This is a genomic window from Lolliginicoccus lacisalsi, from assembly GCF_014841105.1.
Lineage (GTDB): Bacteria > Actinomycetota > Actinomycetes > Mycobacteriales > Mycobacteriaceae > Lolliginicoccus > Lolliginicoccus lacisalsi.
The window spans coordinates 383,464-407,533 of the sequence record NZ_JACYWE010000001.1 but is presented as its reverse complement, the minus strand read 5'-3'; the positions used below and the strand labels follow the sequence as shown (position 1 = coordinate 407,533).

22 protein-coding genes are annotated in these 24,070 nt (G+C 68.7%); 14 read left to right on the top strand and 8 right to left on the bottom strand.

Annotation, left to right across the window (positions count from 1 at the left end):
- Positions 1-314 precede the first annotated feature (314 nt).
- Together HT102_RS01855 and HT102_RS01850 are read right to left on the bottom strand one after the other, a co-directional pair.
- Positions 315-1,427, bottom strand: coding sequence for a lycopene cyclase family protein (locus HT102_RS01855; protein ID WP_192037700.1), 1,113 nt, complete (start codon positions 1,425-1,427; stop codon positions 315-317).
- Between the two features lie 26 nt (positions 1,428-1,453).
- On the bottom strand, positions 1,454-2,221 hold the full coding sequence (locus HT102_RS01850) for an SDR family oxidoreductase (protein ID WP_192037699.1): 768 nt from the start codon (positions 2,219-2,221) through the stop codon (positions 1,454-1,456).
- A gap of 387 nt (positions 2,222-2,608) precedes the next feature.
- Between HT102_RS01850 and HT102_RS01845 the strand changes: the two genes are divergently transcribed.
- Together HT102_RS01845 and HT102_RS01840 are read left to right on the top strand one after the other, a co-directional pair.
- Positions 2,609-4,240, top strand: coding sequence for an ABC-F family ATP-binding cassette domain-containing protein (locus HT102_RS01845; protein ID WP_192037698.1), 1,632 nt, complete (start codon positions 2,609-2,611; stop codon positions 4,238-4,240).
- 187 nt (positions 4,241-4,427) lie between these two features.
- Positions 4,428-4,664, top strand: coding sequence for a helix-turn-helix domain-containing protein (locus HT102_RS01840; RefSeq protein WP_225443055.1), 237 nt, complete (start codon positions 4,428-4,430; stop codon positions 4,662-4,664).
- On the opposite strand, the gene HT102_RS01835 is transcribed toward HT102_RS01840, so the two are convergent.
- A complete protein-coding gene (locus HT102_RS01835; protein WP_192037697.1) occupies positions 4,661-5,248 on the bottom strand; it encodes a TetR/AcrR family transcriptional regulator in 588 nt (195 codons plus the stop codon). The genes HT102_RS01840 and HT102_RS01835 overlap by 4 nt on opposite strands.
- 106 nt (positions 5,249-5,354) lie before the next feature.
- Entirely contained in the window at positions 5,355-8,171 is a 2,817-nt protein-coding gene (locus HT102_RS01830; RefSeq protein ID WP_192037696.1) for an aconitate hydratase, read from the bottom strand.
- A 296-nt stretch (positions 8,172-8,467) separates the two neighbouring features.
- Between HT102_RS01830 and HT102_RS01825 the strand changes: the two genes are divergently transcribed.
- The 6 genes from HT102_RS01825 (at position 8,468) to HT102_RS01800 (ending at position 13,930) form a co-directional block, all read left to right on the top strand.
- Complete coding sequence (locus HT102_RS01825) at positions 8,468-8,956, top strand: Rv1476 family membrane protein (RefSeq protein WP_192037695.1); 489 nt, start codon at positions 8,468-8,470, stop codon at positions 8,954-8,956.
- Positions 8,957-9,307: 351 nt separating this feature from the next.
- Complete coding sequence (locus HT102_RS15775) at positions 9,308-9,916, top strand: NlpC/P60 family protein (RefSeq protein WP_333473233.1); 609 nt, start codon at positions 9,308-9,310, stop codon at positions 9,914-9,916.
- 216 nt (positions 9,917-10,132) lie between these two features.
- Entirely contained in the window at positions 10,133-10,711 is a 579-nt protein-coding gene (locus HT102_RS01815; protein ID WP_192037693.1) for a C40 family peptidase, read from the top strand.
- Positions 10,712-10,822: 111 nt separating this feature from the next.
- Complete coding sequence (locus HT102_RS01810; protein ID WP_192037692.1) at positions 10,823-11,932, top strand: AAA family ATPase; 1,110 nt, start codon at positions 10,823-10,825, stop codon at positions 11,930-11,932.
- Between the two features lie 22 nt (positions 11,933-11,954).
- Positions 11,955-12,953: a DUF58 domain-containing protein gene (locus HT102_RS01805; protein ID WP_192037691.1), complete on the top strand. Its 999-nt coding sequence runs from the start codon at positions 11,955-11,957 to the stop codon at positions 12,951-12,953.
- Complete coding sequence (locus tag HT102_RS01800) at positions 12,950-13,930, top strand: VWA domain-containing protein (protein ID WP_192037690.1); 981 nt, start codon at positions 12,950-12,952, stop codon at positions 13,928-13,930. The genes HT102_RS01805 and HT102_RS01800 overlap by 4 nt, the downstream gene beginning before the upstream one ends.
- A gap of 291 nt (positions 13,931-14,221) precedes the next feature.
- Here HT102_RS01800 and HT102_RS01795 read toward each other — a convergent pair whose 3' ends face one another.
- Entirely contained in the window at positions 14,222-15,199 is a 978-nt protein-coding gene (locus tag HT102_RS01795) for a hypothetical protein (RefSeq protein WP_192037689.1), read from the bottom strand.
- Between the two features lie 141 nt (positions 15,200-15,340).
- Between HT102_RS01795 and fabG1 the strand changes: the two genes are divergently transcribed.
- The 3 genes from fabG1 to HT102_RS01780 all read left to right on the top strand — a co-directional run bounded on the left by fabG1 (position 15,341) and on the right by HT102_RS01780 (position 18,002).
- Positions 15,341-16,072 (top strand): 3-oxoacyl-ACP reductase FabG1, encoded by a 732-nt coding sequence (gene fabG1 / locus HT102_RS01790; RefSeq protein ID WP_192037688.1) that lies wholly within the window; start codon positions 15,341-15,343, stop codon positions 16,070-16,072.
- Positions 16,073-16,134: 62 nt separating this feature from the next.
- Positions 16,135-16,926, top strand: coding sequence for an NADH-dependent enoyl-ACP reductase InhA (gene inhA, locus HT102_RS01785; RefSeq protein ID WP_192037687.1), 792 nt, complete (start codon positions 16,135-16,137; stop codon positions 16,924-16,926).
- Positions 16,927-16,937: 11 nt separating this feature from the next.
- Positions 16,938-18,002, top strand: coding sequence for a ferrochelatase (locus HT102_RS01780; protein ID WP_192037686.1), 1,065 nt, complete (start codon positions 16,938-16,940; stop codon positions 18,000-18,002).
- A 154-nt stretch (positions 18,003-18,156) separates the two neighbouring features.
- On the opposite strand, the gene HT102_RS01775 is transcribed toward HT102_RS01780, so the two are convergent.
- Positions 18,157-18,963, bottom strand: coding sequence for a hypothetical protein (locus HT102_RS01775; protein WP_192037685.1), 807 nt, complete (start codon positions 18,961-18,963; stop codon positions 18,157-18,159).
- Between the two features lie 139 nt (positions 18,964-19,102).
- On the opposite strand from HT102_RS01775, the gene HT102_RS01770 reads away from it, so the two are divergent.
- The 3 genes from HT102_RS01770 to HT102_RS01760 all read left to right on the top strand — a co-directional run bounded on the left by HT102_RS01770 (position 19,103) and on the right by HT102_RS01760 (position 21,591).
- On the top strand, positions 19,103-19,858 hold the full coding sequence (locus HT102_RS01770; protein ID WP_232845155.1) for a DUF3097 domain-containing protein: 756 nt from the start codon (positions 19,103-19,105) through the stop codon (positions 19,856-19,858).
- Positions 19,859-20,002: 144 nt separating this feature from the next.
- Entirely contained in the window at positions 20,003-20,434 is a 432-nt protein-coding gene (locus HT102_RS01765; RefSeq protein WP_192037683.1) for an NfeD family protein, read from the top strand.
- Positions 20,434-21,591 (top strand): SPFH domain-containing protein, encoded by a 1,158-nt coding sequence (locus HT102_RS01760; RefSeq protein ID WP_192037682.1) that lies wholly within the window; start codon positions 20,434-20,436, stop codon positions 21,589-21,591. The genes HT102_RS01765 and HT102_RS01760 overlap by 1 nt, the downstream gene beginning before the upstream one ends.
- Before the next feature lie 229 nt (positions 21,592-21,820).
- Here the strand turns inward: HT102_RS01760 and HT102_RS01755 are convergent, their stop codons facing one another.
- Entirely contained in the window at positions 21,821-23,314 is a 1,494-nt protein-coding gene (locus tag HT102_RS01755) for a flavin-containing monooxygenase (RefSeq protein ID WP_333473231.1), read from the bottom strand.
- A gap of 139 nt (positions 23,315-23,453) precedes the next feature.
- Entirely contained in the window at positions 23,454-24,068 is a 615-nt protein-coding gene (locus tag HT102_RS01750; protein ID WP_192037681.1) for a TVP38/TMEM64 family protein, read from the bottom strand.
- Positions 24,069-24,070 lie beyond the last annotated feature (2 nt).

Sequence of the window (24,070 nt, the reverse complement as noted above, 5' to 3'; positions counted from 1 at the left end):
CGGCCGCGCTGGTGGTGCGCCCTCGGCCGCGGTGGTGGAAACTTTTCCCGCCCTGAGGGGAGAAGTTTCCACTCGCGTCGCCTCGCCGCCCGAGCGTCGGCCCCTTTGAGACTCAGCTGTCGAGGCGCAGCCCTCGAACCCAAGGAGCCGCAAACGCGATAGAAGCGGCCGCAGAACCAGCGCGGCTTCTATCGCATTTGACAGTATCCGGTGCTCTTGGCCGCCGCGCACCGCCCGCCCGGCCGCCGCGCACCGCCCGCCACCCCGCCGCGCACCGCCCGCCACCCATCGCGCACCAACCAAACCCATCGCGCCTAGCGGCCCAGCACCGACGATGCGAGCCGGGCCCGCGTGCTACGCGGAACTCGCGCGAACAGTGCCGTCATGGCCGTGGTCAGCCCTGCGAGATCGTCGCGGCCGGAGAGGTACGCGCGCTGCTGCGCGGCAGGCAGCTCGAAGAATGCGTCGAAGAACCCCGCCACCTCGCTCGGGGGCAGCGCGAGAAGGCTGGCGAGCCCCTTCGAGCGCAACGCCGAGACGGCCCGGGCGCGCCACGGATGCAGCGCTGGCGAGGGATCGGCTCCCTGGAGCACCGCTGCGGCCACCACATCGGCCGCCCGCATGCTCTCTGCCACGCTGTAGCCGGTCGCGGGGTGACCGAGGCCGCCGCGCGCGCCGAAGCCGACAATCCCGGCCGGGACGAGGCCGCGGGGCGGATGCAGGGGAAACCGCACCCTCTCGGTGGGTTCCGTTCCGTCGAGTTCGATGCCATGCCCGGCGAGCCTGTCGTGGAGGCGCTGGCGCAGCTCCCCGAGGCCGAGTGCGGGCCGCCCCGCCAAGCACGTCTCCTCGAGCAACCAGCGATCGCTGCCCAGGGGCACCGCATAGAGGAACGACGGAATCCTCGTCGCTTCGTGCCGGGGCGCGCGCCAATCCATGAACAGCGCCGACGCGCCGTCGAGCACGGGCCGGGCGGTCGCGGCGGGAACGACTGCGCCGTAGGCGGTTTGCTCCGCGGAAAGGGGGGAGCGGGGGATGCCGCGCGCGTCCACCACCACCCGCGCGCGCACCTGCTGGCCCCTTCCAAGCCTGGCCCCCCGGGGATCGAGCTGGTGGATCGACGCCGGGATGACCGAGGCCGCGTCGAGCGAAAAATGCCGCTGGATCGCGGGCGTATCGAGCACCGCGTAGGTCCGGTCGATGGTGTGCTGCCGATGCCCCCAGGCGACGGGCCGCACCGCGCGCGCCGCGATCGTCTCCCGCGGCAGCCACGGTGGTAGCTCGTCGAGCCATGCCCCGTACGTCGCCGTCCATATGCGATCAGGATTGCGATCGATGGCCACCACGGACAGCCCAGCGATCGTGGCGCGGTGCGCGAGGGCTCGGCCGGCGGGGCCCAGCCCGGCGACGAGGAGGTCGGCGATCACGTGCGGTTCACCGGCGCGACAGCGTGCTAGAGCCCGCCGGTGGCGAGGAGGCCACCGTCGACGCGCAGTGTCTCGCCGGTGATCCAGGAGGCGTCATCGGAGAGCAGGAATGCGGCGGCGCGGGCGATGTCCTCGGGGGTGCCCAGCCTCTTGAGCGGGTAGCCGGCGGCGGCCTTGTCCTCCCCGGCCGCGTAGAGGGCCTCGGCGAACTGGGTCTTGACCACTCCGGGCGCGATCGCGTTGACGCGGATCGAGGGGCCGAGCTGCCAGGCGAGTTCCTCGGTGAGGCGGATCAGCGCGGCCTTGGACGCGCCGTACGCGGAGATGACGCCTGTGGAGCGCAGGCCCGCGACGCTGGCGATGTTCAGGATCGACCCCCCGTGCTCGCCCATCCATGCGGCGTGGGCCTCCTGGACGAACCCGAGGGCCGCGACGACGTTGACGTCGAAGATCTTCGAGACCGCAGCGAGGTCGGCATCGATGAGGGAGCCATAGACCGGGTTGATGCCGGTGTTGTTGACCAGGATGTCGAGGCTGCCGAAGCGGTCGAGGGTGGCGGCGACCACGCCGTGCCGTGATTCGAGGTCCCCGGTGTTGCTGGGGAACGCGACGACCCCCGCCTGGCCAGCGTGCTCGGCGAGCTCGTGGGCGGTTTCCTCGAGCGGCCCGGGCTTGCGCGCGGTGATGGCGACGTTGGCGCCGCGGCGGAGCAGCTCGGCGGCGATGGCCTTGCCGATGCCCCGGCTCGCGCCCGTGATGAGTGCGGTGCGGCCAGCGAGATCGAGAGTGGTCATCCCACCACCGTAGCGGTGCGGGCGCGTTGCCTGGCAATCGGCGGCCTGCCCGAGTCGTGCTCGTCGCCGTGACGTGTGGTTATCGTGACATCGCGCGAGAACGCGCGAACCGGTAGAGTCATGGGTTGATGTCGCACGGGCTTGCCGCGTGGTGTTCCGCGATGCAGGCCCGGTTCCGCCGGAGCCCCTGAAGGGTGCTGGCCGCTCTGGCCCGGCCCCTGAGGAGACGGTGCGTGCCGCGCGTCCGATGGCGGCCTGCGGGCCATGCTGGTCCATCCGCGCTTGCACCGAGGGGCAGGTACTTGCTGATCGCGCGCCGCGCGGGCGCGGGGGCCTGGCGATGGTCACGCTGCCTGTGGTCTTGTTGTCGAGCTGTTTGGAGTTCATGTGATTACCGCTTCTGATCTGGAGGTCCGGGCCGGTGTGCGCACCTTGCTGAGCGCGCCTGGCCCGGCGTTGCGGGTCCAGCCGGGTGATCGCATCGGTCTCGTGGGGCGCAACGGCGCGGGCAAGACGACCACGCTGCGGATCCTCGCCGGTGAGGGCGAGCCGTACGCGGGGACGGTGTCGCGCTCCAGCGAGGTGGGCTACCTGCCGCAGGATCCGCGCGAGGGCGACCTCGACGTGCTGGCGAAGAACCGGGTTCTCTCCGCGCGGGGGCTCGACGCGCTGCTTGCGAGGATGGAGAAGCTGCAGGTGCAGATGGCGGAGCTGGGCGACGTCGCTGAGCGCGACAAGGCCATCCGCAAGTACGGCAACCTGGAGGATCGGTTCTCCTCGTTGGGTGGCTACGCGGCGGAGAGCGAGGCGGCGCGGATCTGCAACGCGCTGGGCCTGGAGGATCGCATCCTCGAGCAGCCCTTGCGGACGTTGTCGGGCGGCCAGCGGCGGCGCGTGGAGCTCGCGCGGATCCTGTTCTCCGCCTCGGATGGCGCGGGCGGCAAGTCCGGCACGACGTTGCTTCTCGATGAGCCGACCAACCACCTCGATGCGGACTCGATCACCTGGCTACGGGGCTTCCTGCAGAACCATGATGGCGGGCTCATCGTGATCTCCCACGATGTGGATCTGCTCGATGATGTGGTGAACAAGGTGTGGTTCCTCGACGCGGTGCGCGGCGAGGCTGATGTGTACAACATGACCTGGAAGCGCTACCTCGACGCGCGCGCGACCGACGAGGCACGGCGTCGCCGGGAGCGGGCCAATGCGGAGAAGAAGGTAGCCGCGTTGAAGGTCCAGGCGGACAAGCTCGGCGCGAAGGCCACGAAGGCGGCCGCGGCGAAGAACATGATGCGCCGCGCGGACCGGATGATGGCGGAGCTCGACGACGAGCGCGTGGCCGACAAGGTGGCGCGCATCAAGTTCCCGTCGCCGGCGTCGTGCGGGCGCACCCCGCTCCTCGCGACGGGGGTGTCGAAGTCCTACGGCTCGCTCGAGGTGTTCACGGGCGTGGATTGCGCGATCGACAAGGGCAGCCGCGTGGTGATCCTGGGTCTCAACGGCGCGGGCAAGACCACTTTGCTGCGCATTCTTGCTGGAGTGGAGACACCGGACACCGGAGTGATCGAGCCCGGGCGGGGCCTGAAGCGGGGCTACTTCGCGCAGGAGCATGACACGCTCGACGATGCTGCCTCGGTGTGGGACAACATCCGCCATGCCTCGCCGGACGCGGGGGAGCAGGAGCTGCGCAGCCTGCTGGGTGCCTTCATGTTCACCGGGCCGCAGCTCGAGCAGCCAGCGGGCACGTTGTCCGGTGGCGAGAAGACGCGCCTGGCGCTGGCGGGGCTGGTGTCCTCGGCGGCGAACGTGCTGCTTCTCGATGAGCCCACGAATAACCTGGATCCTGTCTCGCGCGAGCAGGTTCTCGATGCACTGCGCACCTATGAGGGCGCGGTGGTGCTGGTGACACATGATCCGGGCGCGGCGGAGGCGCTGAATCCCGAGCGGGTGATCATGCTTCCGGATGGCGCGGAGGATCATTGGTCCGAGGAGTACCTGGAGCTGATCTCGCTGGCCTGACGTGGCTGGCCTGACCTCGTTGGGGAGGCTGGCCGCCCGGTCGCTGCCACTGTGGCCGGTGGCCAATCGTGCTGGCGGGCAGGTGGTGTGATCATGCCTGTGGATAGTTGACCCGCGATTGTCTACGCTGAGATTTATCAGTGATTTACCTGCGTGTATGCGGGTGAACCGCACGGTGCCGAGCTCAATGGCGGTTGAGGAGATGGCAGCATCAGCGGGGATCAGCAAGGGGGCGCGGATTACTGGGGAATCGCGGGATGTGATCCGTTCGGAGATCCGTGAGCGCTACGAGTCCGGGGCGAGCATCCGGTCGCTCGCGGAATCGCTGGGGCGCAGCTATGGCTTCGTCCACAAGATGCTCGTGGAATCGGATGTGCCGCTTCGCGGGCGCGGCGGCGCCAACCGACGCAAGCGCACCGCCTAGTCCACCACCTGGCCGCCCGAGGGCTTGCGGCGGACGGAATCCTCGACGAGATCGAGCACCGCATCAAGATGCGTGGTCGCCTGGCCCGAGGCGACATGCGCGACGAGGCCATCGAGCACGAGGTCGAGATAGTGCAGCAGGACCGCCGTCGGGATGTCATCCCGGATGCGGCCCTTGGCGCGCTGCCGCTCGAGCCGCTGCGTGGCCGCTTCGGTGAGCTCGGCGGCCTGCTTGGACCACTCGAGGCGGAAATCGGGGTCGGTGCGCAGGCGGCGCGTGATCTCGAGGCGCGTGCCGAGCCAGTCGAACTCCTCCGGATGGGTCAGCAGGTTGCGCATTACTTGCACGAGCCCCTGCTCCGCGGCCGTATCGGCCATGCGCTGGGAATCCTCGTGCGCGAGCGCGAGGAACAGGGCGTCCTTGTCGCGGAAGTGATGGAATATCGCACCACGGGATAGCCCGGTGGTCTCCTCGAGCCTGCGGACGGTGGCGCCCTCGTAGCCGAACTTGGCGAAGCACTGGCGGGCACCGTCGAGGATCTGGGCCCGCCGGGCAGCAAGGTGGACTTCACTGACTCTGGGCACGACTACTAGCCCTTCGATCGTCGCGGTGGGGCCGCGAAGGGCCCGGGACGAACCGATGCGCTGATCGGTTGCCCGGGCCCTTGGCTGCTGCGGGGACCGGGACCTGCTAGTTCTTGATCATGTTGCGCAGCACGTACTGCAGGATGCCGCCGTTGCGGTAGTAGTCCGCCTCGCCGGGGGTATCGATGCGCACGACCGCGTCGAACTCGACCTTGTCACCGCTTTCCTTGGTGGCGGTGACGTGCACGGTCCGCGGGGTGGTGCCGTTGTTCAGCTCCTCGATGCCGGAGATGTCGAACGTCTCGGTGCCGTCGAGGCCGAGGGACTTGGCGTTCTCGCCCTCGGGGAACTGCAGCGGGATGACACCCATGCCGATGAGGTTGGAGCGGTGGATGCGCTCGAACGACTCGACGATGACCGCCTTGACGCCCAGCAGGCGGGTACCCTTGGCCGCCCAGTCGCGCGAGGAGCCCGAGCCGTACTCCTTGCCGCCGATGACGACGAGGGGAACGCCAGCCTTCTGGTAGTTCATCGACGCGTCGTAGATGAACGCCTGCGGGCCGCCCTCCTGGGTGAAGTCGCGGGTGTAGCCACCGGAGACATCGTCGAGGAGCTGGTTCTTGAGGCGGATGTTGGCGAAGGTGCCGCGGATCATCACCTCGTGGTTGCCACGGCGCGAGCCGAGGGAGTTGTAGTCCTTGCGCGCGACGCCGTGGCCGTCGAGGTACTGCGCCGCCGGGGTGCCCGGCTTGATCGGGCCAGCGGGGGAGATGTGGTCGGTGGTGACCGAGTCGCCGAGCAGGGCGAGCACGCGGGCGCCGGTGATGTCGGAGACCGGGGTGGTCTCCATCGTCATGCCGTCGAAGTACGGGGCCTTGCGCACGTAGGTGGAGTTCTCGCCCCACTCGAAGGTGTTGCCCTCCGGGGTGGGCAGGTTGCGCCAGCGCTCGTCGCCCTTGAACACGTCAGCATAGGAGTTGACGAACATCTCCTTGTTGATCGCGAACTTGATGGTGTCGTCGATCTCCTGCGGGGCGGGCCAGATGTCCTTCAGGAAGACGTCGTTGCCGTCGGTGTCCTTGCCGAGGGAATCGGTCTCGAAGTCGAAGTCCATCGTGCCGGCGAGGGCGTAGGCGATGACCAGCGGCGGCGAGGCCAGGTAGTTCATCTTCACGTCGGGCGAGATGCGGCCCTCGAAGTTGCGGTTGCCCGACAGCACCGCGGTGACGGTGAGGTCGTTGTCGTTGACCGCCTTCGAGATCTCCTCCGGCAGCGGGCCGGTGTTGCCGATGCAGGTGGTGCAGCCGTAGCCGCCGAGGTGGAAGCCGAGCTTCTCGAGGTACGGCCACAGGCCGGCCTTCTCGTAGTAGTCGGAAACGACCTGCGAGCCGGGGGCCATGTTGGTCTTCACCCAGGGCTTCGAGGTGAGGCCCTTCTCCACGGCGTTGCGGGCGAGCAGCGCCGCCCCGATCATCACCGACGGGTTGGAGGTGTTGGTGCAGGAGGTGATGCCCGCTACGGCGACGGCCCCATGGTCGAGCACGAACTCGCCGAGCTCGTCGGACTTGATGGTCACCGGCTTGGACGGGCGGCCATGGGACCCGTTGGCGGCGGAGTCAACGCTCGCCGCGCCGTCATCGGCGTAGGACAGGACGGCCGGGTCGGAGGCGGGGAAGGACTCCTCGATTGCCTCGTCGAGGTCGGTGTGCGGGGTGGCGTCGGCCACGTGGTCGCCGTCGGTGGTGTAGTTGTGGGTGTCCTTGCGGAACGCGGTCTTCGCGTCGGTGAGCGCGATGCGGTCCTGCGGGCGCTTCGGTCCGGCGATGGACGGGACGACGGTGCTGAGATCGAGCTCGAGGTACTCGGAGTACTCCGGCTCGCGGTCCGCGTCGTGCCACATGCCCTGTTCCTTGGCGTAGGCCTCGACGAGAGCGAGCTGGTCGTCATCGCGACCGGTCATGCGCAGGTAGTTGATGGTCTCCTCGTCGATCGGGAAGATCGCCGCGGTGGAGCCGAACTCGGGGCTCATGTTGCCCAGCGTCGCGCGGTTGGCGAGCGGCACCTGGGCGACGCCCTGGCCGTAGAACTCGACGAACTTGCCGACCACGCCGTGCTGGCGCAGCATGTCGGTCACGGTAAGCACGACATCGGTGGCGGTGACGCCGGGGTGGATCTCGCCGCTCAGCTTGAAGCCGACCACGCGGGGGATGAGCATCGAGACGGGCTGGCCGAGCATGGCCGCCTCGGCCTCGATGCCGCCGACGCCCCAGCCGAGCACGCCGAGGCCATTGACCATGGTGGTGTGCGAGTCGGTGCCGACGCAGGTGTCGGGGTACGCCTGGCCGTTGCGGACCATCACGGTCCGGGCGAGGTACTCGATGTTGACCTGGTGCACGATGCCGGTGCCGGGCGGGACGACCTTGAAGTCGTCGAACGCGCCCTGTCCCCAGCGCAGGAACTGGTAGCGCTCGCCGTTGCGCTCATACTCGAGCTCCACGTTGCGCTCGAACGCGTCGGCGCGGCCGAAGACGTCGAGGATGACGGAGTGGTCGATGACCATCTCGGCGGGGGAGAGCGGGTTGACCTTGTCAGGATCGCCACCGAGGGCGGTCACGGCCTCGCGCATGGTGGCGAGGTCAACGACGCAGGGCACGCCGGTGAAGTCCTGCATGATCACGCGGGCAGGGGTGAACTGGATCTCGACGCTCGGCTGCGCGCTGGGGTCCCAGCTAGCGAGCGCGTCGATGTGCTCCTTGGTGATGTTGGCCCCGTCCTCGGTACGCAGGAGGTTCTCCGCGAGGACCTTGAGGGCGTAGGGCAGTTTTTCGGTGCCGGGAACCTTGTTGAGGCGGAAGATCTCGTAGGACTTGTCTCCAACCTCCAGTGTTCCGCGCGCTCCAAAGGAATCAATGCTGGTGCTCACGTCAGCTCCGCTCGTCGATAAGTCTTCCGCCAGCTGGGCTGAGCCGGCGGGTCGCGCCATCTGCAGGGCTGCTGCACAACGCGCCAATTGAGAGGATGCCAGGCCGTTGTGCGGTTCGCTGCGAGGTGGCAGGAAATAGTCTAACAGTACGATCGTACTGTGAACCAGGCGGGGTGCCGCGACGGCATGCCGGCCTCGCTCGGGAAGGCCCGGAGGCCGTTGCGGGCAGGACCGCGGCGGTGCTGTCGAGTACTCTCACGGGGACGGTTCGCACGGTTGGAAGGATCAGGCATCACATGGGAATCGGTGCAGTGCACGCGCAGGTGCCACCAGGGCTCGATCTCGCGGAGGTGCTCGACGGCCTGTCCGACGACAACGTGTGGGCCCCCGAGGCCGACGTCGAAGCGCTGCAGGGGATCGTCGCCGAGGCGGCGGAATCGGGCATCGACCTGAAGATCGTCGCCATCCCGTACCACCCCGTGTATGGCAGCGGCCTGCGCGACCTCGCGAACGACATCGGTGCCGCCGACAGTGGCACGGTCCTGGCGCTGAGCCCGTGGGCCGTGGGCACCTATAGCGATGATGTCGACCGGTTCACTCTTGAGCGTGCCCAGCATGAGGTCGTTCCCGGGGACCCTGTCGCGGCCTCGTCGACGTTCCTCGATGGAATCACCGAGCAGGGCTTCCCCTGGACCACGGTGACGCTGGTGCTGCTGCTCTCCCTCGTGGTCGGCATCGCGGCCCTGCGGTGGTGGACGCGCCGCGGGTACTTCTCCCAGCGCTAACGCGTTCCTGGATTAACCGGCGCGGCACCGGGCCATTGCCGCAAACATAATGCGTACAGGTATGGGTCTTTCATGCGCGCTTGCGCATCCATTGTCGAAATCTTGGTTATCTGCTCGTGATCTTTCGAAAATGGTCCGTTTAATCCTCAAGTGACGTACCTTCCAAGTGGTGCGCAGTGGACGCATCCCCGGTTTCGCCAGGCTGCGGAACACCCCAGGGGCGTCCATGGGAAAGAAAAAACGGATACGCCGCGAGCGCTGCAAGCACGCGCGGCAATTCTTCCCGCGCGCTTGCCCTATACGTTCCAGGAGGAGGAGCGCGTGCGCATTTCGCGAATAGTCTGGCCCATCGTGGCCACCGCATCCCTGCTGCTGACAGCCGTTCCGGCCGCCGCCGCCAACCCGTTGTTCGGCAGCATCACCGGTCCGGGGCCGGCCCCGTCGAGCCCCCTTTCGCCCGCCGTCCCGCTAGCGCCACCAGAGACGCCGGCCGCGGAGAGGCCAGTGACGCCCCCCGTGGGCGAGGAGTCACCGGTCGCGCAGACGCGCGCCCAGATCGTCATCGACCGCGCGCGCTCCCAGCTCGGCGTGACATACGCCTGGGGCGGAGGAAATATCCATGGCCCCACCAGGGGAATCCGGGATGGTGGCGTCGCGGACCGCCACGGCGACTACAACAAGATCGGCTTCGACTGCTCCGGCCTGCTGGTCTATGCATTTGCCGGCGCAGGGGTATTCCTTCCCCGGACCAGTGGTGACATCTTCCGCGCCGGGACCCACGTGCCGCTCGCGCAGCGCAAGCCCGGCGATGTGCTGTTCTACGGTCCTGGCGGTAGGCACCACGCAGCTCTCTACATCGGAAACGGAATGGTCGTAGAATCGCCGCACTCGGGCGCTACCGTGCGCATTGCACCGATCAACTGGTCAGGAATCCAGCCCGTCGCGGTGCGGTTCGTCTAGCGCGACGTTACAGATTAATTGCGATCAGCACCGGCTGATCGTGATATCTGGCAAGCCAATGTTTCAGCTTGGGCACGAGCGGATGAATCGCCGTTCGTGCCAGGCCGTGGCCTCCTAGCGTCAGCAGCGACATCGCCCGGAACCCCGGCCGCGCCATCGGCCCTCTCTGCCCGGATCCGTCGCGATTCCTGACGTCATGACGAATGGATCCAACGGATGCCCCGAGAATGCCCTAACGCCTGCTCGCGGGCATTGTCAACGCTCGTCGTGGCCGCGATCCTCCTCCCCGGGCCCCTGGCTGCAACCGCTGTGGCGGGCCCGCCCGCCGTCGCCTCCGCGATCGAGATCTCGGATCCGTGGTCCGCGCCGGACCGGATGCAGCGCATCGATGCCGTGATCGACCGGGCACGCGCGCAAATCGGTACGCCCTACGCCTGGGGCGGTGGCGGCGCGCAGGGGCCCGGCCCTGGCATCCGCGACGGAGGCATCGCCGACGAGCACCGTGACTACGAGAAGGTCGGCTTCGACTGCTCGGGCCTGATGGTGTATTCGTTCGCCAGCGCTGGGATACGGCTGCCCCGCTACAGCGGCCATATGCTCCACGCCGGCCCGCGCGTGCCGGTCGCGGCGGCGCAGCGCGGCGACCTGCTGTTCTGGGGCGAGGGCGGGCGCGACCATGTCGCCCTCTACCTCGGCGGGGAAACCGTGCTCGAGGCACCGTTCTCGGGCGGCCACGTCCGCATCGCCCCTCTCGACCGCACCGGGCTCCTGCCGTTCGCTGTCCGCATGATCTGAGGTTCCCGTGCCCAGGGCGCGGGCATTCCACCGCCGAACCTGCAATAGTGGATCGGAGTACTGGACACGCCGGGTTCAGCCCGGCACGAGCGACAACGGTGGTCAGCGACAGTGACGTTCGAGCAGACAGGCAACCGGGAAGACGGGCGCGCGCCGACCGGGGCGGATGCAGGACCCAGCGCGGCGTCGGCGCGCGAGGACGCGCAGCTCCTCGAGCGCGCCGCGCACGAGATCAAGCGCGTCATCGTCGGCCAGGACCGGCTCGTCGAGCGGCTCCTCGTCGGCATGCTGTCCAAGGGACACGTCCTCCTCGAAGGCGTTCCCGGAGTCGCCAAGACCCTCGCGGTCTCCACCCTCTCGACCGTCATCGGAGGCAGCTTCTCCCGCGTGCAGTTCACCCCTGACCTCGTGCCCACCGACCTGATCGGTACCCGCATCTACCGCCAGGGGCGCGAGCAGTTCGACACCGAGCTCGGCCCGGTCGTGGCGAACTTCGTCCTCGCCGACGAGATCAACCGTGCCCCCGCCAAAGTTCAGTCGGCGCTGCTCGAGGTCATGGCCGAGCACCACGTATCCATCGGGGGCAAGCGATTCCCCGTGCCCGAGCCCTTCCTCGTGCTCGCCACCCAGAACCCCATCGAGAGCGAGGGCGCGTACCCGCTCCCCGAGGCGCAGCGGGACCGCTTCCTGTTCAAGGTGCTCGTCGACTACCCGACGGTCGAGGAGGAGCGGGAGATCGTCTACCGCATGGGCGTCACCACTCCCACGGCGCGGCAGATCCTCGATCCCGAGAAGGTCATCCGGCTGCAGCGCTCGGCGAGCAACGTCTTCGTCCACCACGCGCTCATCGACTACGTCGTCCGCCTCATCACCGCGACGCGCGACCCGCGCTCGCTCGGGCTCGACGATGTCGCGAGCTGGCTCGCCTACGGCGCCTCGCCCCGCGCCACCCTCGGCATCATCGCGGCCGCCCGGTCCCTCGCCCTCCTGCGCGGCCGCGACTACGTCATCCCGCAGGACGTCGTCGAGATCATCCCTGACGTGCTGCGCCACAGGCTCGTTCTCAGCTTCGATGCGCTCGCGGACGACATCACCACCGAGACGATCATCGAGCGCGTGCTGCACACCGTGGGGCTGCCCCAGGTGACATCCCAGCAGGCCCCGGGCCAGCCCGCGATGCCGCAGCAACAGTCGGCACAGCCACCGTCCGCCCGCCCGTGAACCGGCAGCCACGAGGACTTTGATGGACACGCCTTCCTCCGGCGAGCAGCACGGCCAGCATCCCGCGCCCCCGTCGTTCGCCCGCGGCGAGCTCCGCGACCCCCGGCTCGCCGCTGCCCTGCGCACACTCGAGCTCACCGTCAAGCGCAAGCTCGACGGCATCCTCCATGGCGAGCACCTCGGCCTCATCCCGGGGCCGGGATCCGAGCCCGGCGATGCGCGCCCCTACGAGCCCGGCGACGACGTGCGGCAGATGGACTGGTCCGTCACCGCCCGTACCACCCACCCCCATGTCCGGCAGACCGTCGCCGACCGCGAGCTCGAGACGTGGATCGTCCTCGACCTCTCCGCGAGCCTCGACTTCGGCACCGCCGGCAGCGACAAGCGGGACCTCGCGATCGCCGCGTCCGCCGCCGTCACCTACCTGACCGGCGGGGGAGCCAACCGCATCGGTGCGCTCGTCTCCAATGGCGCGGCCACCACGCGCATCCCGGCGAGGTCGGGGCTGCACCACCGGCAGGTCGTGCTGCGACGCATCGCCACCACCCCCCGTGCTCCCTCCGGCACCCGCGGCAGCCTCGATGGCCTCATCGACGCGCTGCGCCGCCCGCCCCGCCGCCGCGGCCTCGCCGTCATCATCAGCGACTTCCTCGGACCCATCGACTGGGAGCGATCCCTGCGGGCCGTATCGCACCGGCACGACCTGCTCGCCATCGAGGTCATCGACCCCCGTGACCTCTCCCTGCCCGACGTCGGGCGCGTCGTGCTGCAGGACCCCGAATCGGGCGAGACCCGCGAGATCGTCACCTCGCGCCGCATCCGCCGTGATTTCGCCCTTGCTGCCGAGCAACAGCGCGCCGCCGTCGAGACCGCGCTGCGTCGCTGTGGCTGCCCGCGCCTGACCCTGCGCACCGACAGTGATTGGATCGCCGACATCGTCCGGTTCGTCGCCGCGCGCCGCCACCAGTTCTCCGCGCCCGCCGCCGGTGCCGCCCGGCGTCCACCAGGAGGTTCCCTATGAGCCTCACCGGTTTCAACAGCCCCTGGTGGCTGCTGTTCCTGCTCGTCATCGCAGGCCTCGTTGTTGGCTACCTGATCGCGCTGCGGGCCCGCCAGCGCAACATCATGAAGTTCACCAACCTCGCGCTGCTCGATACCGTGGCTCCCCGGCGGCCCCACGCCGAGCGGCACATCCCCGCGGTGCTCATGCTCGTCGGTCTCGCGCTGCTCACCGTCGCGCTCGCCTCCCCGACCAAGGAGCAACGCGTCCCGCGCGACCGCGCCACCGTCATCCTCGCGATCGACACCTCCCTGTCGATGGAAGCCACCGATGTCACGCCGTCCCGGCTCGTCGCTGCGCAGGAGGCCGCCATCGACTTCGCGGAAGGCCTGCCCGAGGGGCTCAATCTCGGACTCGTCAGCTACGCCGGGACCGCGTCCGTGCTCGTCCCGCCCACCACGGACAGGGCGCCGGTCGCCAGCGCGATCAATCGGCTCGAGCTCTCCGAGCGAACCGCCACCGGCGAGGCGATCTTCACCTCGCTGCAGGCCATCGAGAGCATCGCCGCGATCATCCCCGGCGAGGACGAGCCACCCCCGGCGCACATCGTGCTGATCTCCGACGGCAAGCAAACCGTCCCCGCCGACCTCGACGCGCCCCGCGGCGCCTTCACCGCGGCACGGTTGTCCGGCGAGCGCGACATCCCCGTCTCGACCATCTCCTTCGGCACCATGATCGGATCCGTCGTCATCGAGGACCAGGTCATCCCGGTGCCCGTCGACGAGGCATCGATGCAGGACATCGCCGCGATGAGTGGCGGCGAGTTCTACGCCGCGGCCTCGCAGGAGGAGCTCGCAGCGGTCTACGAGACCCTCGAGTCGCAGATCGGCTACGAGATCCGGCGGGGCGATGCCAGCCAGCCCTGGCTGATCCTCGGCACGCTCTTCATCGCCATCGCTGGGGGCATCGCGCTCGTCGTGAGTCGCCGCATCCCCTGAGCTTGTGGGCGGGCGGACTAGGCGCGTCGTCTGGCCGGGCTAGCGTGGTCCTGGCTGGTGGCTGGTGGCTGGTGGCTGGTCCTGGCTGGCGGCTGGTCCTGGCTGGCCTGGGCACCTGCGAGCGCTATGGCGGCCAGCTGCCACCCTTACCGGGCTGTTGCCACCATTGCGCGCTCCTGCCACCGAAATATCCGTGGCGGCTGGGCACCAACCGTGGTTGCTATGGCTCAAGGGTGGCAGCTCGCGGGGCGCGAGACGCGTGGCTCGGACCAAAGCAGGGTGGCAACAGTGCTAGGCGTCGTCGAGGATTCTCGCCGGACCAGCCGGAGATGCAACCTCGCCAGGGCCGGACGAGACGGTCAACAGGCGCCCGATCGAGACCTCCACCGCAGCGCGCGACCACTCGAGCGGTGGCTTGGCGCCTGAGCGCGCTTGGCGCCCCGGTTCGCGGTCCGCACCACTGCCAGCAGGCAGTATCCGTAACGACACGTCCGGACCGCCGTTCAGCGGAACGTTGAGCCCCCCGCAGGCCAAGCACTCGCTGCTCACTAGCGCGTTGACGTGAGAGACACCGCGAACCAGGTCGAACTGCGCATCGAGCCTGCTCACCGAGACCGTGGCCCCATCGAATGCGCCGGAAACTGCCGGAGTGGATCCAACAACCGTCACGCACCCGTCGAGGAATGGGTTGACCCGATCCAGCATCGGCATGGTCGCCCGCACCGCGCCCGCATCGAGACGGACCGCCACCGCGAACTCGTCGAATGCCTCGTCCATGGGAACAGGCCGGACCTCATAAGCCCAGAAGTCCCCGCCGCGAGCAGCTGGCTCGGGCACCTCCTGCTCGACCACGCGGACGATGCGGTGCGGATCGAACCCCGGCCGCGTCCCGCTAGACCCACCCGGCAAGTCCAGGACATCCCCCGCGCTGGCGGGTCCGCCGGGCGCCAGCCCCCGCGTGCCGTCCGGCGTCCAGGCCCGCAATGGCTCGTCCGCCAACACATAGGTCATGCCATCGACCCTCAGCACGCGCGACCCCGGGCCACCACCGCCGCTTGCATCCATGACCACCCCCGCGCTGGTCTCCACGCGCATCGACACCGTCACATAGCCAGGAAGGTCCTGGTCGCGGACGAGCACGCACTCCCGTGCCGCGCCCGCTCCCATCGCGACGATCGTGCCGGCCAGCACCAGCAGCACGATCGCGCCGATGGCTCCTTCGCCCCTGCGCGCCAGTCCCGCAGCCGGGGAACGCTTCGACCGCTCCATGACTCACCAGCTTCCTTGCAAGCCCACGCCCTCTATGACCTCATTGTCGACCTCGGCACTGACAAGAATCCGGGGCAGCGGGAGCGGCCAATTCGCGCGCCGGCGGCACGCCGCCGCGGGCGAGGCGATAGGTTGGCAGGCATGTCTAGTGATTCGTCTTCGGGGTTCGTCGCGCGCTCGGTTCTCGTGACAGGGGGCAACCGCGGTATTGGGCTGGCGATCGCGCGCCGGCTGCAAGCGGATGGCCACAAGGTGGCGGTGACCCATCGCGGCTCGGGCGTGCCCGACGGCCTGTTCGGGGTGCAGTGCGACGTGACCGACACAGCGTCGGTGGACGCCGCGTTCACCGACGTCGAGCAGCACCAGGGGCCCGTCGAGGTACTCGTCGCCAATGCGGGCATTACCGACGACACCCTGCTGATGCGCATGAGCGACGAGCAGTTCGAGCGGGTCATCGATGCAAATCTCACGGGCGCGTTCCGCGTCGCGAAGCGCGCGACGCGCGCGATGCTGCGGGCACGGTTCGGCCGGTTCATCTTCCTCGGCTCCGTGGTGGGGCTCGCGGGCGGCCCCGGCCAGATCAACTACGCGGCATCCAAGGCTGGCGTCATCGGCATGGCGCGGTCACTGACCCGCGAGCTAGGCTCCCGCAGCATCACCGCGAACGTCGTGGCGCCGGGCTTCATCGAGACCGACATGACCGCTGACCTCGCCGACGACCACAAGAAGATGATCACGGGAGCGGTGCCATTGGCGCGCGCCGGGCAGCCCGAGGAGGTAGCGGGCGTGGTGAGCTGGCTCGCCTCCGACGATGCGCGCTACGTCTCGGGCGCCGTCATCCCCGTTGACGGTGGCCTCGGCATGGGGCACTGAGCCAGCCCGATCGCACGGGCCCCTGGCTCGGCAACCATCCCATTCCCTACTTGGAGGAACACATGAGCGGTCTGCTCGCAGGCAAGCGCCTACTCATCACCGGTGTGATCACCGATTCATCGATCGCGTTCCACGTCGCCAAGGCGGCGCAGGAGCAGGGCGCGGAGGTGATCCTGACCGGGTTCGCGCGGATGCGGCTGATCGAGCGGATCGCGCAGCGCCTGCCCAAGCCCGCCCCAGTCATCGAGCTCGACGTGCAGAACGAGGAGCACCTCGCCACGCTCGCGGACCGCGTGCGCGAGCACGTCGATGGCCTCGACGGCGTGGTGCATTCCATCGGCTTCGCGCCCCCGTCCTGCCTGGGCAGCCCCTTCCTCGATGCCCCGTGGAAGGACGGCGCCGTTGCCACCGAGGTATCCGCCTACTCCTACGCGGCGCTCGCCAAGGCCGTGCAGCCCCTCATGTCGGCCGGTGGCTCCATCGTGGGAATGGACTTCGACCCGCGCAACGCGATGCCGTTCTACAACTGGATGGGAGTGGCCAAGGCTGCCCTCGAATCGATCAACCGCTACGTCGCGCGCGAGCTCGGTCCGCAGGGGATCCGCTCCAACCTCGTCGCTGCGGGCCCGGTCCGCACGCTCGCCGCGAAGGCGATCGCCGGGACCGCCACCGGTGTGGGGGAGGAGATCCGGCAGATCAACGAGAAGTGGGACGAGCGCGCCCCGCTCGGCTGGGACGCGGACGACCCCACTCCCGTCGCGCAGACCGTGTGCGCCGTGCTGTCGGACTGGCTGCCCAAGACCACCGGCACCGTGATCTACGTCGATGGTGGCGCGAGCACGCAGGCATTCTGATACTGGTGGGCATGGAAGAATCCTCCGCAGGCCACTTCGATGCCTTGCTCTACCTCTCCTTCGGCGGCCCCGAGCAGCCCGCGGACGTGCGACCGTTCCTCGAGAACGTGACCCGCGGCCGCAATGTGCCCCCCGAGCGCCTCGACGAGGTGGAGCAGCACTACCTGCACTTCGGGGGCGTCTCGCCGATCAACGCCCTCAACCGCGACATCATCGCCAGGGTGGAGCACGAGCTCAAGCGGCGCGGCCACGATCTGCCGGTGTACTTCGGCAACCGCAACTGGCACCCGATGGCCGAGGACGCTGTGTCCCGAATGCTCGAGGATGGGATCCGGCGGGCGCTGGTCTTCCCCACCTCGGCATGGGGCGGGTACTCCGGCTGCCGGCAGTACCACGAGGACATCGCGCGGGCCATCGAGGCCGCTCATGCCGGGATCGAACTGATCAAGCTGCGGCACTACTTCGATCACCCCCTGCTCATCGAGGCATTCGCCGACGCCATCCGCGCCGCCCGCGACGAGCTCCCCGCGCCGTTGCGCGAGACAGCACGGCTGGTTTTCACCGCCCACTCCGTTCCCGAGAGCGCCGACGCGGCCGCGGGCCTTCCCGAGGAAGGCGGACACCTCTATAGCCGGCAGGTCCACGAGGCTGCCGCGCTGTGCGCCGGGGCAGTTGGCCGCAACGAGTTCGATGTGGTGTGGCAATCCCGGTCGGGACCCGCCCGCATCCCCTGGCTCGAGCCCGACATCTGCGACCACATCGAGGCCCTCGCCGCACGTGGCGAGACCGCCGTCATCGTCTGCCCCGTCGGCTTCGTCTCCGACCACCTCGAGGTGGTGTGGGACCTCGACACCGAGGCCCGCGAGACCGCCGACAAGCTCGGCGTCGCTTTCGCCCGCGCCGCCACCCCTGGAACGGACGAGCGATTCACCACAATGATCGCCGACCTCATCGACGAGGCGCTGAGCGATCGCGAGCCAACCCGCTCCGGCAGCGCCCCGCAGCGCGGCTCCAGCACCAACGGCGCACCCTGCGCGGTGGGCTGCTGCGAGATGCCTCGGCGGCCTGGGCATTGAGCTGGCTCTGGCTCTGGCGGGTAGGACTGCGCTCCGGCTTAGTGCCGCCCTCTTTGCCGCCCCGCCCCACCGCTTGTGTGCGGTTTTGCACCCTCCCAAGCGCGGAATGGGGTGCAAAACCGCACACTTGTGGCGGCGGTGTGGGCGACGAAAACTATCCCCGCGGCGGTGCCACGCACGCGGTGAAAGCCGCGACGCGGGCCTGGCGCACGGTATCGAGGAGGGGGCGCAGCACCTCGTCGCGATGCGAGATGCCCGTCGCTGACAGTGATTGCAGGGCGCCATGCTCGCCGGCGACGCGGAGGATCGCATCGACCTCGTTGGCGGTATCGAGCACCCGGGCCGCGCGCGGGGGGATGGCATCGGGGAAGCGATGCATCGAAAGGTCCGCGAGTGCCTCGACGATGAGCGGGCGGACCTCCCGTGGGCCCGCGAGATCGGTGAATTGCATCGTGGCGAGCGCGGCCGCGGCATCACGCGTGGCCTGGCGCAGCAGGTACTCGGCCTCGCCGAGAGGCATCGCGTCCGCATGGGGCAACCCGGAGGCAAGGGGATAGACCGTCCACGTGAGCGCCTCGTCCCCGGCCTCGGCAGGAACCAGGCCGACCGCGCCGGCTGCCGAGTCGATGAGGACGGCCTCCCCGGCTTCGAGGGCAGCGGCCGCGAGGTCCCCACCAGCAGGGATTCCCCGTACGTCGCCAGGAACCGGCAGCGCCACGGTGAAGCTCCCGCCGACGGTGCGCATCATCCGCAAGAGGTGCACGACAGAGCCATCGGACTCGTCGAACCATTCCTCGGCGACCGGGGCTCCCGCGAGCCTCTCGCCCGCCACGCGCTCGCCCGCGGTGACAAAGTGCAGGGGCGCCCATAGGTGCAGCGCGTCCACGACATCATCGGGAGCGGCGCCACCGGCAAGCCAGTGCGACGCCCACACGGCTAGGGAAGCGCTGGGGCAGGACATGACAAACCAGCATAGATCGGCGTGGCAGCCTCCACCATTTCCTGCCGGGCCGCTAGCGTGTGGCGTCGTGGTGGACAACAGATACGCGGGAGACATCCTGGCGGGCCACGCGCGCCGGAGGAAGCCCGACTACCCGTCGATGGCTGCCGAGAAGGGCTTGGTCGTCGAGGATCCCGTCTCGGGATACTGCGGCGCTATCGTCGGGTTCGAGCGCACCTATGATGGGGATTTCGTCCGGCTCGAGGACGCGGCCCGCTGCACGAGGCTGTTCCGGATGCGCGAGGGCGGGTTCCTGTTCGAGGGCCGCCGCGTCACCCTCACCAAGCCTGTCGCGACGAGCCCGCCGGGGCCGCGGCGCACCGCTTCGGGCTCGGTGCGGGTGGAGGATGCCCGTGCCCGGACGGCGCGCGCGAGCCGCATCTGGGTCGAGGGCGTGCACGATGCGGAGCTCGTCGAGAAGGTGTGGGGCCACGACCTGCGCATCGAGGGAGTCGTCGTCGAGCCGTTGAGCGGGCTGGACAATCTCGGCGAGCGGCTCGCGGAGTTCGGCCCCGGCCCGGAGCGCAAGGTCGGCGTGCTCGTCGATCACCTCGTCGCCGGCTCGAAGGAGGCGCGGCTCACGCAGAACCTCGGGCCGCACGTCATGGTCACCGGTCACCCCTTCGTCGACATCTGGCAGGCGGTGCGCCCCCGCGCTGTGGGCATCACAGCGTGGCCGGTGATCCCGATGGGGCAGGACTGGAAGACCGGGATCTGCGATGCCCTCGGTTGGGGCACGCCGCAGGATGGATGGATCCACGTGCGATCGTCGGTCAGCTCCTTCCGCGATCTCGAGTCAGACCTGATCGGGGCCGTGGAGCGGCTCGTGGACTTCGTCACCGATCCGGGAGAGTAGGCCCACGGCGCCTGCCCGCGCGCGTGCGAAAAACGACAGGGATGCCGCCAGGACCTGTCGTTTCTCGCACACTCCCGCATTCTCCGCCCGCCCGCACGGCTCCAGCGGTTGCTGGAATGGTCCACCACCACTTAGATGGAGAGTGTGACCGCACTTCTTTGGTTCATCGGCGCAGCGCTCCTCGCGCTCGCCGAGCTTGTCGTTGGTGAGTTCTTCCTGCTGATGCTCGCGGGTGGAGCTCTCGCCACTGCTGGGTTCAGCGCTGTGACGGATTTCCCGCTGTGGGTCGATGCAGCGGTGTTCCTGGGCAGCTCGGTCGCGCTGCTGGGAGTGGTGCGCCCGATCCTGATGCGCAAGCTGCATTCGGAACCCTCGGTCGAGGGCACCGTGGCCGAGCTCGAGGGCCGTTCGGCAACTGTCACGCAGGAGATCACGGCCACCAGCGGGCAAGTGCGGCTGTCCGGTGACCTGTGGACCGCGCGCCCGCTGGACCCGACGGAGTCCTATCCGCCCGGCACGCAAGTGCACGTTGCCCAGATCACGGGCTCCACCGCCATCGTTTGGAGGCAACTCTGATGGAAGCCACCCTTCTTGCTGTCGTCCTTGTCCTCGTCCTGTTCGCGGTGGTGCTGCTAGCGAAGTCGGTGGCACTGATCCCGCAGGCCGAGGCAGCAGTCGTCGAGCGCTTCGGCAAGTACACCCGAACCATCTCGGGGCTGAACTTCCTCATCCCGTTCGCGGACACGATTCGAGCGCGGGTGGATACGCGCGAGCAGGTGGTGTCCTTCCCGCCGCAGTCCGCCATCACCAAGGACAACCTGCGGTTGATGATCGATACCGTCGTGTACTTCCGGGTCACCGATCCCTCGGCTGCGGTGTATGGCATCAACAACTACATCGGCGGTGTCGAGCAGCTCACCACCACCACGCTGCGCAATGTCGTCGGCGGCATGACCCTGGAGGAGACGCTCACCTCCCGCGATGTGATCAACCAGCAGCTCAGCGGCGCGCTCGACGAGAAGACCTCTGGCTGGGGCCTGAAGGTCGGCGGCGTCGAGCTGCGTTCGATCGATCCGCCGCCCTCCGTGCAGGAGTCGATGGAGAAGCAGATGAAGGCTGATCGCGAGAAGCGCGCGACCATCCTCACTGCCGAGGGCCACCGGGAATCCGCGATCCGCACCGCCGAGGGCGACAAGCAGGCGCGGATCCTCCAGGCGGAGGGCCAGAAGCAGGCGTCGATCCTCGATGCCGAGGGCGAGCGGCAGTCGATGATCCTGCGCGCGCAGGGTGATCGTGCCGCCGCGTACCTGCGGGCGCAGGGCGAGGCGAAGGCGATCGAGAAGACGTTCGCGGCGATCAAGAAGGCGCGCCCCACCCCGGAGCTGCTCGCGTTCCGCTACTTGCAGACGCTTCCGGAGATGGCCAAGGGCGACGCCAACAAGGTGTGGGTGGTGCCGAGCGATTACAACGCAACCCTGCAGGCGTTCGCGAAGCAGCTCGGGGCGCCCGGCAAGGACGGGGTGTTCCGCTTCGAGCCGAGCCCGGTCGAGGAGGACCTGCCGCGGCCCGAGGACGACGCCGAGGGCATCGAGGAGGGGTTCGACACCACGACCGATCCGGAGATCACGGCTGCGGTGCGGGCCGCGGAGGCGGAGGCGCAGAAGTCCGTTGCCGGGAGCCTGACCGAGCTCAGTGGGGGAATCCCAGGAATGCCGGTGCCGCCCAAGGAGTAGCCGGGGCGCGATAACGAGCACGCCGAGCCAGCTGTCCGCATCGCACGAGGATGCCCAGCTGGCTCGGCGCTTGGTGCGTTCGAGAATCTGCTAGCTAATGTCACTCGCCACGCCGCGACACGATCGCCCCAGCGTGACATTAGCTCGCAGATCTTGACTGGAGCCAAGCCGCCGAGCCCAGCCACCGAGCCCAGCCGCCGAGCCCAGCCGCCGAGCCCAGCCGCAGCACCTACACCCGTGCTTCCGCGAGATGCTTCTCTGGATCTGCCTTGGCGGTGAGCTTGCGGTAGGTGAAGGTGTATCCGGGCCATAGGGTCGAATTGCGACCCTTGTCGTCGATGTACCAGCTATTGCAGCCGCCTTCGAGCCACACGGTGCCCTGGGACTTCTTCTGGACGAGGTCGATCCACTCGTCCTGCGCCTCGGGCAGGGGCTCGAGGGTGGCGAGGTTGTTGTCGCGGAGCTGCTTGATGGCGTCGAGGATGTAGCGCAGCTGTGCCTCGATGATGAACACGATCGAGCTGTGGCCGAGCCCGGTGTTGGGGCCGACCATGTGGAAGTAGTTGGGGAATCCGTTGACAGTGATGCCGAGGTAGGCCTCGGGGCTGCCGTGCCAGGCGTCCGCCAAGGTTTGCCCGTCGCGGCCGCGCACGTGCTCGGCGATAGCGGTGTCGGATACGTGGAACCCGGTGCCCCAGATGATGCAGTCCACAGGGTGCTCGGTGCCGTCGCCGGCGATGACGGAGTCCTTGGTGATGCGCATGATGCCGCTGGTGTTGACGTCGCTGTTGTCGGCGTCGATGGCCTTGTAGTAGGTGTTGGACATCAGGACGCGCTTGCAGCCGAGCTGGAAGTCCGGGGTGAGCTTCTCGCGCAGCTTCTTGTCGCGGACCTGGCGGCGGATGTTCCACCGGCCGAGGGCCTCGGCGATGCGCAGCGCGGGGCGGACCTGTGTGAAGCCGATGACGTAGCTCTCCCGGTACCAGTAGGTGGTATAGCGGGCGAGCCTCTGGAAGATGGGCGCGCGCTTGAACAGGGTCTTCTCGAGCGAGGAGAAGGTGCGGTCGCGGCGGGGGAGGATCCACGGGGCGGTGCGCTGGAACAGCACCATGCTCTCGACGTCGGGCTGGATCTCAGGCACGAACTGGATCGCGGAGGCGCCGGTGCCGATGACGGCTACGCGCTTGCCCCGCAGGTCGTAGTCGTGGTTCCACTGCGCGGAGTGGAACATCTCCCCGGTGAAGTCCTCGGTACCGGGAATCTCGGGGATGGCGACCTCGGAGAGGGGGCCGGTGGCGTTGATGAAGATGTCGGCGGTCATCGAGCCTGCGCTGGTGGTGAACCGCCAGCATTTCGTCGTGTCATCCCAGGCGGCGTCGTGGAGCTTAGTGCCGAGCCGGACCTTGCCCATGACGCCGTACTGGCGGGCGACGCGCTGGAGGTAGGCGTAGATCTCGGGCTGGGGCGAGAAGCTGCTGCTCCAGTCGGGGTTCTGCGCGAAGGAGTAGGAGTACAGCACCGACGGGACGTCGCAGGCGCAGCCGGGGTACGAGTTTGCCTGCCAGGTGCCGCCGACGTCGCTGGCCTTCTCGAGCACGACGATGTCGGTGGTGCCGTCCTGCATGAGCTTGATGGCGGCGCCGAGGCCGGAGAATCCGCCTCCGGCGATGAGAACAGTGGCGTGCGGTGGCAGCGGTGCGCCGCCGGGGCTGGTTGTGCTCACGATAGGTGCCTTTCCCTGCGCGTGGGTGCCTGCACTCCAGTGTCGGTGATGCGGCGGCGCCGCGTGCCCGGATTGGCGCGCGAGGCGCGGTCGGGGCAACCGCGCAGCGAACGCGGCAGGGCTCGAGCGTGGGGAGGCCTCAGGTGGTGGCGGCGCGGGGCGTGGCGGTGCGGGCGTCGATGAGCAGGCCGAGAACGCCGAGGCCGATGAGGCAGAGCGAGACGAGGAGCAGGATGGGGTTGGTCGAACCGGTCATCGCGTCGGCGAGCAGGATCACGCCGGTGGTGCCCGGGAGCATGCCGAGCATCGTGGCGACGGCGAACGGGGTCATCCTGATCGAGGACAGGCCGCACGCGTAGTTGACGACCGAGAACGGCAGCGGGGCGATCAGGCGCAGCGATGCCACAGCGAGCCAGCCGCGGCGGGCGAGGCGGTCGTTGACCTCGTGGAACTCGCGCAGCGAGATGCGTTGCTGGATGTAGTCGCGGGCGATGGAGCGAACGGCGAGCAGCGAGAGGACCGCGGCGATCGTGCCCACCGCGATCGACAGCACGATGCCGGGGATCACGCCAAAGAGCACGCCGCCGGTGACCGTGAAGATGGTGCGGGGGATGGGGAACAGGATCGCGACGAGGTTCACGACGGCGAACAGCGCGAGGAACCAGGGACCGAGATCCTCGGCCCAGTCGCGCATCTCGGCTACGGACGGGGTGGGCGCGACCGTGTAGGCGACGACAGCGGTGATCAGCAGGATGG

What these genes read in the sequence shown, in the direction of transcription:
- HT102_RS01840 (WP_225443055.1), top strand. Translation starts at nt 4,428, where the DNA reads ATGGCGGTTGAGGAGATGGCAGCATCAGCGGGGATCAGCAAGGGGGCG.
- HT102_RS01805 (WP_192037691.1), top strand. Translation starts at nt 11,955, where the DNA reads ATGGACACGCCTTCCTCCGGCGAGCAGCACGGCCAGCATCCCGCGCCC.
- HT102_RS01770 (WP_232845155.1), top strand. Translation starts at nt 19,103, where the DNA reads ATGGCTGCCGAGAAGGGCTTGGTCGTCGAGGATCCCGTCTCGGGATAC.
- HT102_RS01800 (WP_192037690.1), top strand. Translation starts at nt 12,950, where the DNA reads ATGAGCCTCACCGGTTTCAACAGCCCCTGGTGGCTGCTGTTCCTGCTC.
- HT102_RS01825 (WP_192037695.1), top strand. Translation starts at nt 8,468, where the DNA reads ATGGGAATCGGTGCAGTGCACGCGCAGGTGCCACCAGGGCTCGATCTC.
- fabG1 (WP_192037688.1), top strand. Translation starts at nt 15,341, where the DNA reads ATGTCTAGTGATTCGTCTTCGGGGTTCGTCGCGCGCTCGGTTCTCGTG.
- inhA (WP_192037687.1), top strand. Translation starts at nt 16,135, where the DNA reads ATGAGCGGTCTGCTCGCAGGCAAGCGCCTACTCATCACCGGTGTGATC.
- HT102_RS01795 (WP_192037689.1), bottom strand. Translation starts at nt 15,199, where the DNA reads ATGGAGCGGTCGAAGCGTTCCCCGGCTGCGGGACTGGCGCGCAGGGGC.
- HT102_RS01780 (WP_192037686.1), top strand. Translation starts at nt 16,938, where the DNA reads ATGGAAGAATCCTCCGCAGGCCACTTCGATGCCTTGCTCTACCTCTCC.
- HT102_RS01815 (WP_192037693.1), top strand. Translation starts at nt 10,133, where the DNA reads ATGCCCCGAGAATGCCCTAACGCCTGCTCGCGGGCATTGTCAACGCTC.
- HT102_RS01775 (WP_192037685.1), bottom strand. Translation starts at nt 18,963, where the DNA reads ATGTCCTGCCCCAGCGCTTCCCTAGCCGTGTGGGCGTCGCACTGGCTT.
- HT102_RS01760 (WP_192037682.1), top strand. Translation starts at nt 20,434, where the DNA reads ATGGAAGCCACCCTTCTTGCTGTCGTCCTTGTCCTCGTCCTGTTCGCG.
- HT102_RS01850 (WP_192037699.1), bottom strand. Translation starts at nt 2,221, where the DNA reads ATGACCACTCTCGATCTCGCTGGCCGCACCGCACTCATCACGGGCGCG.